The sequence below is a fragment of the Psychrobacter sp. 4Dc genome, from assembly GCF_002836715.1.
Lineage (GTDB): Bacteria > Pseudomonadota > Gammaproteobacteria > Pseudomonadales > Moraxellaceae > Psychrobacter.
Genome location: NZ_PJAT01000004.1, coordinates 1 through 10,832, shown reverse-complemented (window position 1 = coordinate 10,832; position 10,832 = coordinate 1). Strand labels below are relative to the sequence as shown.

Here is a 10,832-nt window from a genome sequence, read left to right as displayed (position 1 = left end):
GAAAACAAGGAAACTCTATAAATAATCTCTGTTATTTTCTATTAGTGATATCGCATTAACCTAACCCATTGTTATCGCTATCAAACTTTAAATACTGTCTTTTATATCTATAGATTTAGCTTTTTTATATGGGCTGGTGTACTTCAGCAGTATATAGAGTGCGTAAAAAAAGGAACTTACCTGACGGTAAGTTCCTTTATATAAAATCTAAATACAACGTTCAACTTTTCACTTTCGTTTTAATCGTAGTCACGATACCTGATAACGCGTAGATAATGCCGATCGCTAAGATACCAACAGGAATATCATAGAGCACGATGCTCATGACTAGCACCCCAATGATAAGCACTACAAAAGGCACTTTCTTTTTATCAAATTCTTTAAAGCTATAGTATTTGACATTGCTGACCATCAGTAGACCACAAATCACTACCCAAGCTGCAAACAATAGCATGACAGCTGTATCGTATTGACCAATCCACTCATTATGATCGACTGCGACCATCACAGCGGACGTTACCAATATAGCAGCCAGCGGACTAGCTAAACCAACGAAGTACTTTTTATCGACGATGCCGACCTGAACGTTAAAGCGTGCAAGACGAAAAGCAGCACAAGCGGTAAAGACAAATGCACACCCAATGCCGATACGACCTAAAGGCTCTAAAGCAAAGCTATAAATCAAAATAGCAGGGGCAACACCAAACGCTAGCATATCTGCTAAAGAGTCGTATTGCTCACCAAATGGACTTTGCGCATTGAGCATACGTGCGACACGTCCATCTGCACCATCAAGAATAGCGGATAAAAAGATAGCCAAAGCCGCTTTATAGAACTCGCCTTGGGTACTCGCCAAAATCGAGTAAAAGCCTGACAGTAGCGATAAGGTAGTGATCAGATTGGGTGCCAAATAGACACCGCGACTAACCACTCGCTTACCTTCGGCTACTTCAGCTTCAATCACCTCAAATGTCAAACCATCATAGCTGTCGTTATCCGCTAGGCGGATATTAAACTCGTGCTCATCAATAAACGGTGGCTGTGTCGCTGCATTATCTTGCAGCGAGCCGTCATTTAAGGACGCATTGTTCACAGGTGCATTATTCGGCTGGCCGATAGGTGGCTGAGTCGTCATCTTAATATCCTTATTGGCCGTTATTGCTATTCGCCGACGAGCCAGCGCACATTGGTCGCACTATCAGGCGTCAAGTTTGGCGCGTCTTCTACTTTTAGTACTGGCTGTAAGAAACGTAATATCTCACGTGCATGGTTATCAAACTGCCATGGCGGATTGATAACCAGTAGACCTGTACCGTTCAGACCAACCGCAACATCATTAGGATAAATGTTTAGCTCACAAACCAACTGACGTCTCATTTCAGTACGTTTGAGCTTTTTATAGAAGAGCTCTACGGCTTCGATGTTTTTGATTGGGAACCAAAGCGCATAAGTGCCCTGTGGCCATTTGTTATAAGCCGCGACTAATAAATCGATCAGGCGCGTAAAATCTTTGTGCTCTTGCTCATAAGGAGGATCAAGGAAAATCAAACCGCGCTTTTCTTTTGGTGGAATAACAGCGGTGATACCTTCAAAAGCATCACGATGCTGGATACCAATTGGCAACTTATGTAGCTGATAGTTTAACGCATCGTATTCAGTCGCTTTGGCTTCAAAAGCCTCAGCACGCACGCCAGCATCAGGCTTTTTAGCGGCGGTTTTTTCGACGTGATGGGCCACCCACCATGGCGAACCAGGATAGACTTTATTGTCGTAAGTGAATTTGGCTTGCTTGATGCCTTCCATATAATCTTTGACAGCAGCTGGTGCCTTTTCGGTATCTGCTTTTAGAAAAGCTTGAATACCGCCTTTGGCCTCACCTGTTTTGCGCGCTTCTTCACTGCTTAGTGAATACAGTCCACGACCGCCATAAGCGTCAAGCACATAAAACGGTTTGTTTTTCTGCCCCAGTTGATTAAGCAGTTGTACCAATAAAATGTGTTTAACCACATCAGCAAAGTTACCAGCGTGGTAGGCGTGTTTATAGTTCATAATCTCAAAAGTTTAAATAAGAAAAATTGCATCTATGGTAGCATAGGCAGAGTAAAAGATAATGTGGTTTTAGTAAGTGCTTTCAATAAAAACGCATTGAATGACGGTATATTGACAGCTGATTGATAATAATGAGATGAAATGACGCAGATTATTAGCAACCTTAACAAGACAGCGTTGGTCGTTGATCATCCGATAGGTCAGGATAATCCACCATTACTGCTGCCAGATACTCATAATGATAGCCAAAAAATTCCTACTCAGCACGTATTGCAAATGTCTGACTTTGCGGTGGGCTGGGAAGATAAGCTGACGGATAAACAGCTCGATACCTTTGTCACTGACGGCTGGCTCATCATTGATGATGTGTTTAATAGTACTACCTTGTTAGCACTACAAGCAGAAAGCGGTTTTATTGACTATCGTGATGCAGAGCTGACCGCTGGTGTTCGCATCAGTGATATTCGCGGTGATAGAATACGCTGGATTACCGAAGACTTTTTTGCAGGCTATTACTATCTACAAAGCATCAATGCTTTGGCCTCGCTATTCAATCGTAGTTTATTCGCTGGTATTCGCCATAGTGAAGCACATTATGCGTGCTATCCGACTGGCTTTGGCTATCAGTGGCACAGTGACAACCCTGCTGGACGTGATGAACGGGTTATCTCGGCAGTGTTTTATCTTAATGATGATTGGGAAACAACTGACGGCGGCGCACTAGAAGTCGTTGATAAGCATGGCACGCACCATGAAGTGATGCCAGTTGCCAATAGACTAATCATTTTTGATAGCGATTTACGTCATCAAGTACAAACTGCGCATCGCCAACGCTACTCTATCGCTACTTGGATGCGCCGTGACGGTCTTGTACCCTTTGTCGAAGTAGCCGTTTAGCATGTAACCTCTACTCTTTATTTATCTTTACCATCTTAATTTATTATACAAAAGGCTTATCCATGTCTGACTCTCATAACCAATCAAGCGCATCTCAACACACAACTCATCAGCAAGAAACCTTAGATTTAAGTATTGCACTGTTAGAGCGCCCTTCAGTGACGCCCGATGACGATGGTTGCCAAGATATGTTGTCAGCACGGTTAGAGCAGGCAGGCTTTGATTGCGAGTTTATGTATTTTGGTGATAGAAAACAAAGCGGTGAACATGCTGAAGTCAAAAACTTATGGGCACGCCGCGGTACTAGCGATCCAGTGATTTGCTTTGCTGGACATACTGATGTCGTACCAACAGGTGATGAGAAAAACTGGACCTACCCTCCGTTTACTCCAACTATCGCTGATGGGTATCTGTGGGCACGCGGTGCCGCCGATATGAAAACGGGTATTGCAGCTTTTACTGTTGCAGCCGAACGTTTCGTCGCCAATCATCCTGAGCACAATGGCTCTATTGCTTTTTTAATCACTTCGGACGAAGAAGGGCCGTCAATTAATGGTACGGTCAAAGTGATCGAAACTTTAGAAGCTCGTCAAGAAAAAATCACCTACTGTCTCGTTGGCGAGCCATCAAGTACCGATACGTTAGGCGATATCATCAAAAACGGTCGTCGTGGCTCGCTAGGTGCAGAGCTTACCGTTACAGGTAAACAAGGCCATGTCGCCTATCCACATCTGGCATCTAATCCAATTCATGCGGCGATGTCTGCACTTGCAGAATTGACATCTACCGCATGGGACAATGGCAATGACTACTTCCCAGCCACATCATTGCAAATATCGAATATCAATGGTGGCACAGGCGCAACCAATGTCATTCCTGAAACGCTAAACGTGGTCTTTAACTTCCGTTTTTCAACTGAAACGACTGAAGATGAACTAAAGGCAAAAACGCATGCTATCTTTGATAAGCACTTTGCCAACAGTAAAGCGAGCTACGATATTCATTGGAAATTATCTGGTCAGCCGTTTTTGACCCCTGAAGGAAAACTGGTTTCGGCCTGTCAAAATGCGATCAAAAAAGTAACCGATGTTGATACGACATTATCAACTTCTGGTGGTACTTCCGATGGACGCTTTATCGCGCCAACAGGTGCCCAAGTCGTCGAACTGGGTGTACGTAATGCAACGATTCACCAAGTAGATGAAAAAGTAGAAGTCGATGACCTAGGAAAGCTTGCGCAGATTTACGAAGGGATTTTGGAAAATTTGTTGCTAGATTAAATGTAGTATTAATTGCGACTGTCTAATTGATGACATCTGCCCAAAGAAAAAGCGCTACCTAGTTTAGGTTAGCGCTTTTTTTGTCATTATTTTATCAAAAATGGCTTGATCAGCTTAAGTTACTTAAGTCAATTAATAGCTTTATTCAATACCAATATAGACATCAACTTGACCGTATTCTAAGTTACCACCGATATAATGCTCAAAATCTACAGCAAACGTTCGGGTATGCTCACAATCCGGCGTATTGAAATATTCCCAAGCACTTTCCCATGCATTCATCACAGTGTTAGGCATATAACCTTCTTCAGAAAATACCAAGTACTTTCCTGCAGGAATATCAACCGTCACTACATTACTAGCATTGGCCACATTGTCGCTTTCTGATTGTGCATCTTGCTCGCTGGCTACTTTCCAACTGGCCACAACGTCAAACGCTCCTGCCAGATCATCGCTTTCGTAGTTGTGATAGACACCATAAATGTCTTCACCCTCAGGGAGTTCACCCGCGTGATTTTGATAAAACTTCTGCCATAATCTGCCAAGCTTGGCAGTGTCATGGCTTATCTCAGCGTTATTAGTGGTACGAACGCTGATACCGCGACAAGCTATCGCTTCTGGTAGCTCTTTAATTTGTGAGGTCATGATGCGGCCTTTTTTATCTGTTTATTTAGTTTTCTGTTTGTAGCAATGCTGGCAGATCGAATCGATTAATCGGCTTCATCAATCCAGTTCATTTGAATGGCTTCTAGGATGCCTTCATTTGATTTTTGTGGATCATCATCAAAGCCTTCAAGTTCAGTGACCCAGCGATGCAAATCAGTAAAGCGAATATACTGCGGATCTGTTTCTGGGAATTTTTCATAAAGCTCAATCGCGATATCTAAGCTGTCTGTCCATTTTAATTTTTGTGGGGTCATAACGGTACCTTTTTTTAGTCGTTTTGAGAATCATCATTTTGAAAAGGATGCCATCGTCCTAATACTGATGACTTGATGGGCTCTATCCTATCAAAATTCAGCAAATGATTATAGCCAAGTTACTTTACGATGCTGTTTTTCAATACTGGGTTTCAATAATGGTTTGCGATATGGCTTAGACTGATTTAGTCGATTTTACCGCGACTTGGTGCTCATTCCATGTGTTAATCGTATCTGTCAATTGCTCGCCCATCATGTCTAATACTTCTGGTGTGCGCATACCTTTACTATCTGTAAAAACAAACTTGGTCATCCCAACGCCCATCAGCTGATTTTTAACAAAGAACCGATGCTCAAAATACACATACTTATGATCCCATCCTGCAACTGCACTGCTAAGCGTCATTTTATCCAAAAATTTAATTTGCTTAAGATAAATCATCTCTTGCATGGCAATCACCCAATTGAGCGGCTTAATGCCTTTTTGGTGACAGCACGCCTTTACCCAGCGCGTGACGTTGAGCTCAATAAATGATAAATAACGGTAATTGGGTAAATGATCGCGAAACCCCATATCGTGTGGCAAAATTCGATAATGACGTACAGTCGGTGCAGTCAATGTCTCTAGATTGATAGTTTCGCTCGTCGATTGATGCTTGAGCTGTTGTTTAAGCAAGCTAACCATAATAAAAAAACGCAGTAGCATGTTCATAAATTTTTCTCTTATTTCATCGTATTTATAATTGGTAATCGTCTATCGTTAAAGCTATTCAGATGGGTTAAAAGGTTAATCAAGCGCAAATCGTATACTAAGTACATAGAGCACAGTTAATTTTGTGATTATTAAACAACTGACCGTAACTGGAAAAACCTCAGTCTATAGTCGGCTCATAAATGCCGCCCACTTTAACGCAAAAAAAGCCACCTCAGTGACTTTCTTTATCTAAAAACTTATCTGTAAATAATCATGGTTAAAAACATAGCTTAGAGATTAATGACCGCCGCCATTGATAGTACGTACCATCTCTTCTACCATCTTCTTAGCATCACCAAAGATCATCATGGTTTTGTCCATGTAGAACAAGCTGTTATCCAAACCTGCATAACCAGTACTCATTGAACGCTTGATGACCATAACCGTCTGGGCTTTGCTGACTTCTAAAATCGGCATACCAAAGATTGGAGAAGTAGGATCGTCTTTCGCAGATGGGTTTACAACGTCATTTGCGCCGATAACCAACACCACATCTGTACTTGCGAAATCTGAGTTAATCTCGTCCATTTCTAAAATATCATCATAAGGTACATCAGCTTCAGCCAATAGGACATTCATATGACCTGGCATACGACCAGCAACCGGGTGAATAGCAAAACGAACGTTAACACCTTCTTCTTTTAACAACTCATATAGCTCTTTTACTGCATTCTGTGCACGGCCTTGCGCCATACCATAACCTGGTACGATGACTACGCTACTAGCATTAGACATGAGGAACCCTGCATCTTCTGCTGAGCCTGCTTTGTAGTTTTTCGGTGCCCCATCATCGCCGCCTGCTGCCACAGCTGACGTGCCCATACCACCAAATAAGACATTAAGTAGTGAGCGGTTCATGGCTTTACACATGATGTAAGACAAGATCGCACCTGATGAACCGACCAGCGAACCTGCGATAATCAGCATCGAGTTGCCAAGGGTAAAACCAATACCTGCTGCTGCCCAACCTGAGAATGAGTTCAGTAGTGATACAACCACCGGCATATCACCGCCACCGATTGGCGCAATCCACATCCAGCCAAAGATAACGGCAATCACTGCCATCGCATAAAATGCTGGTAATGAATCAGTGACGAAATAGACGCCACCGAACCCAATCATCGCAATAAATAGTAGCGCTTGAACCGGTTTTACCCAGCCGCCGACCAGTGTCTTCGCCCAGCTTTTCGCTGCTAATTTACCAAAGGCAAAGACTGAGGCTGAGAACGTAATTGCACCGATGAAGCAACCGATAAATAGCTCGATGCGGGCAACGGCGCCATGCTGCTGTTCAGTGTGCAATACCGTCGCAAGTGCAATCGCAACCGCTGCCAAACCAACGAATGAATGCATCAAAGCAACTGTTTCTGGCATCTGAGTCATTGCGACTGTTTTCGCTTTCCACATACCAACAAGGGCACCCAACACCATCGCCCCGATAATCAACCAAAGCACAGGGCCTTCTGCTAAAAAGAAGGTTGTCACAACGGCTATCGCCATCGCTGCCATACCAAAACGGTTACCGCGAATCGCTGTCTTTGGGCTAGACAAACCACGTAACGTTAAAACAAAGAGGATAGCGCCGACTAGATAGAACCAATCTGCATTTGCCGCAATCATTGTTGAGAAATCATTCATGCGTCACCTCCATTTTCTGTTGCTACAGGTGCTTTTTTCACTTTCGGCTTAAACATCGCAAGCATACGCTCAGTCACCGCAAAGCCACCGAAGATATTGATACTGGCTAAAAATACCGCGAAGGCACCAAGCAAGCTGGTCGGTGTAAACATTGAACCATCAATCGTGACAGTCTGTAGCATCGCACCCACGATGACGATACTTGATAGAGCGTTGGTTACCGCCATCAATGGCGTATGTAATGCAGGCGTTACGCCCCAAACCACGTAGTATCCGACAAAAATAGCGAGCACAAATACAGTGAAAATCGCTACAAATGGTGTGCTACTCATGGCCGCACCGGCTGGCGCTGCAGCTAAAATAGTGGCAATCATCTAATCCTCCTAAAAATTTATTCATTACTGGCAAATGTGTAGTGACAAAATATGTGGTAATAGACTGTTCAAACTAGCGTTTGGCCAGTCGTACCTGACTGTCATGTGTCACTGCCAGTGCGCCCTGAATCTCGTCTTCCATGTCTAAGTTAAGTGCCAAGCTAGCCGATGCGTCATCGCCAGCAGGTGCAATCAATGTCGTAATAAAGTTAACAAGATTATTGGCATACAAATCTGAAGACTGTGCGGCTAGCATAGATGGAATATTGGCGGCACCAACGATACGTACGCCGTTGTCTGTGGTGATGGTTTCGTTAGGCACACTGCCTTCAACGTTACCACCAGTACCAGCAGCCATATCGATCAGTACAGAACCTGCCTTCATTTTGGCAAGCGTTGCGCCATGTACCAAACGCGGTGCGTTACGACCAGGGATTTGCGCCGTGGTAATAACGATGTCAGCGTTGCTCAATGCTTTGTCCACGACAGCCGCTTGATCTTTGACATATTGCTCTGATGGCGTCCATGCATAACCACCGGTAGACTTAGCTGTTTCAGCCTCTTCTGCACTCATCGGCACATCAAGCCATTTACCACCGAGTGATTCCACTTGCTCGCGAGCGGTCGGACGTAGGTCACTGGCTTCTACTACTGCACCCAAACGCTTGGCTGTCGCAATCGCTTGTAGACCTGCAACACCAACACCTAGGATAACGACTTTGGCGGGCTTAACCGTACCCGCTGAAGTCATAAACATCGGGAAAGGACGCGAATACTCATTGGCCGCTAGCAATACTGCTTTATAACCAGCAAGGTTGGCTTGTGACGACAATACGTCCATATTCTGTGCACGTGACAGTGTACGAGGCAATAACTCCATCGCAAAGACTGTCGCGCCTTTGGCTGCATAAGTGTCAAGCTGAGTGTTGCGATACGGGTCAAGCATGCCAATGACGATCTGACCAGACGACAAGCTTTCAGTGGCTTCCGCTGGTAGGTCATTGACGGTGGTAATAATCTTAGACTGGGTAATCACCTCGGTACGACTACTGGCAATGTCGGCACCCGCAGCCTGATACAACTCATCAGCATAGTATGCTGCTTGGCCTGCACCTGACTGAATGACGACTTCAAACCCAAGTTTACGCAATTTTTTGACTGCGTCTGGGGTTATCGCTACACGGCTCTCGCTCGTGATATCTGCACTGATTACACCGATTTTCATACCGTCTCCTTACTTACGTCTAATGACTATATTTACGTCTCACGACTACCTTTAATACCCTCAACGCACATTTAAAAAGCACAGGGGACAAAACCCTCTGATCATGATTAATCCATTACAGCGATCAAAGGTTATCAATTTAATAAATGATAGCTACTTTACCATCATGCCTTTTTATTATAGAGATATCGTTCGTCAAGTTTCATTGTCTAATGATGACCCACAAGTAAAATAAAAATTTAGGTATTTACACCATTGGCATACTTTTTGTTGGTATATTAAAGCCTTTTATTTTTCCAAAAAACGCTTAACCCTTATAGATACAGGCCTACCTCCATTTATTTCCTAATGTTAAATCCGTTCTTTTATTAAACAAATAACGTCAATAAACACAAAATAATCAAGGTTGAGTCAAGTTCCACCCATGCATACCGTATAATAAGAATACTTGACACTCGAAAAAACTCGTCATCGATTCATTATAATAAGGAATAACCATGTATTTTTTGCTCTCCCCTGCAAAATCCCTGAACGAAACAGACGCTATACCATTAAATTTAGGCAATTATTATAGTCAGCCTGAGCTAATCAAACGCTCACAAGAATTGATGAAAGTACTGAAGTCAAAAGAGCCTATTGACCTACAAGAACTGATGAGTATATCTGACGATTTGGCTCAGCTTAATACCACGCGCAATCAACAATGGCATTGGAGCGAAGAGCAACCGTTTACTAACGATGCCTCTGACAATGCCGCCAAACCTGCAGGCTATTTATTCGATGGCGATGTCTATACTGGACTTGATATGTATCATATGGACAAAGATACCGCCACTTACGTCAATGAGCACTTAGGTATTTTGTCTGGGCTGTATGGAGTACTCAAGCCACTCGATCTTATCCAGCCATATCGCTTAGAGATGGGCACCAAGCTGAAAAATGAGCGCGGTGACAATCTTTATGAGTTTTGGGGCCAGGAAGTGACTAACGTTATCAATGCGCGTATGGCTGACAGCGATGACAAAACATTGGTTAATTTAGCTTCAAATGAATACTTTAAGGCGGTAAAGAAAAAAGCACTAAAGGCAGACATTATCACGCCACGATTTGAAGACGAGAAAAATGGTCAATATAAAGTAATTAGCTTTTATGCCAAAAAAGCCCGTGGTTTGATGGTGAAATATGCAGCAGATAACAAGCTGACCAATGCTGAGCAGCTAAAGCAGTTTGATTTGGCAGGATATTATTACTGTGAAGATACGTCCGATAATAAGACGTGGACGTTTAGACGAGATGCGGCGGATCAGTAGCTTGATATAATACGAGTCACAATTATAAAAAACCCATCATAAGCCGAAAGTTATGATGGGTTTTTTATTCTCCAACCACTAAACATTTTAGGTTCTGAACCGCCCCCGTATTGTCGGAGACTCAACATTCTGAGAGAATACGACAATGAAAAGACAAACCTACACTCCTGAGATTAAAGAACGCGCCATTCGCATGCTGATTGAAGCGTCGAGCGACTATCCTTCCACATGATCAGCTATCCAAGCCATTGCACCTAAGATTGGCTGTACGCCTGAGACCCTGCGATCCTGGCATAAAAAGCACATAGACCAAACCATTCCCGCCTCAGTGCAGGCTCAAAGTGACAAAGAGCGTATCAAAGAGCTTGAACGCGAGAACAAAGAG

11 protein-coding genes and 1 pseudogene are annotated in these 10,832 nt (G+C 43.4%); 4 read left to right on the top strand and 8 right to left on the bottom strand.

What is annotated here, in order from left to right; all coding sequences use genetic code 11:
* Positions 1-220 precede the first annotated feature (220 nt).
* Positions 221-1,135, bottom strand: a complete 915-nt coding sequence (gene pssA, locus CXF61_RS00515; protein WP_227526555.1) for a CDP-diacylglycerol--serine O-phosphatidyltransferase — start codon at positions 1,133-1,135, stop codon at positions 221-223.
* Positions 1,136-1,161: 26 nt separating this feature from the next.
* Positions 1,162-2,049, bottom strand: coding sequence for a 23S rRNA (adenine(2030)-N(6))-methyltransferase RlmJ (locus CXF61_RS00510; RefSeq protein WP_057758888.1), 888 nt, complete (start codon positions 2,047-2,049; stop codon positions 1,162-1,164).
* A gap of 141 nt (positions 2,050-2,190) precedes the next feature.
* Between CXF61_RS00510 and CXF61_RS00505 the strand changes: the two genes are divergently transcribed.
* Complete coding sequence (locus tag CXF61_RS00505; RefSeq protein WP_165596764.1) at positions 2,191-2,946, top strand: 2OG-Fe(II) oxygenase; 756 nt, start codon at positions 2,191-2,193, stop codon at positions 2,944-2,946.
* 62 nt (positions 2,947-3,008) lie between these two features.
* Positions 3,009-4,226, top strand: a complete 1,218-nt coding sequence (dapE, locus tag CXF61_RS00500; protein WP_165596763.1) for a succinyl-diaminopimelate desuccinylase — start codon at positions 3,009-3,011, stop codon at positions 4,224-4,226.
* 141 nt (positions 4,227-4,367) lie between these two features.
* Here dapE and CXF61_RS00495 read toward each other — a convergent pair whose 3' ends face one another.
* The 6 genes from CXF61_RS00495 to CXF61_RS00470 form a co-directional block, all read right to left on the bottom strand.
* Positions 4,368-4,871, bottom strand: coding sequence for a GyrI-like domain-containing protein (locus CXF61_RS00495; RefSeq protein ID WP_165596762.1), 504 nt, complete (start codon positions 4,869-4,871; stop codon positions 4,368-4,370).
* Positions 4,872-4,936: 65 nt separating this feature from the next.
* A complete protein-coding gene (gene iscX, locus CXF61_RS00490; RefSeq protein WP_021812734.1) occupies positions 4,937-5,146 on the bottom strand; it encodes a Fe-S cluster assembly protein IscX in 210 nt (69 codons plus the stop codon).
* Between the two features lie 175 nt (positions 5,147-5,321).
* Positions 5,322-5,858, bottom strand: coding sequence for an acyl-CoA thioesterase (locus CXF61_RS00485; RefSeq protein WP_165596761.1), 537 nt, complete (start codon positions 5,856-5,858; stop codon positions 5,322-5,324).
* A 279-nt stretch (positions 5,859-6,137) separates the two neighbouring features.
* Positions 6,138-7,538: an NAD(P)(+) transhydrogenase (Re/Si-specific) subunit beta gene (locus CXF61_RS00480; RefSeq protein ID WP_102092432.1), complete on the bottom strand. Its 1,401-nt coding sequence runs from the start codon at positions 7,536-7,538 to the stop codon at positions 6,138-6,140.
* A complete protein-coding gene (locus CXF61_RS00475) occupies positions 7,535-7,870 on the bottom strand; it encodes a proton-translocating transhydrogenase family protein (protein WP_219621845.1) in 336 nt (111 codons plus the stop codon). The genes CXF61_RS00480 and CXF61_RS00475 overlap by 4 nt, the downstream gene beginning before the upstream one ends.
* A gap of 115 nt (positions 7,871-7,985) precedes the next feature.
* Positions 7,986-9,137 carry a Re/Si-specific NAD(P)(+) transhydrogenase subunit alpha gene (locus tag CXF61_RS00470; protein WP_165596760.1) on the bottom strand — a complete coding sequence of 384 codons (1,152 nt, stop codon included), beginning with the start codon at positions 9,135-9,137 and terminating at the stop codon, positions 7,986-7,988.
* A gap of 497 nt (positions 9,138-9,634) precedes the next feature.
* On the opposite strand from CXF61_RS00470, the gene yaaA reads away from it, so the two are divergent.
* Positions 9,635-10,447, top strand: a complete 813-nt coding sequence (gene yaaA, locus CXF61_RS00465; RefSeq protein ID WP_165596759.1) for a peroxide stress protein YaaA — start codon at positions 9,635-9,637, stop codon at positions 10,445-10,447.
* Between the two features lie 145 nt (positions 10,448-10,592).
* A pseudogene (locus CXF61_RS14085) lies at positions 10,593-10,832 on the top strand (transposase); the annotation flags it as partial.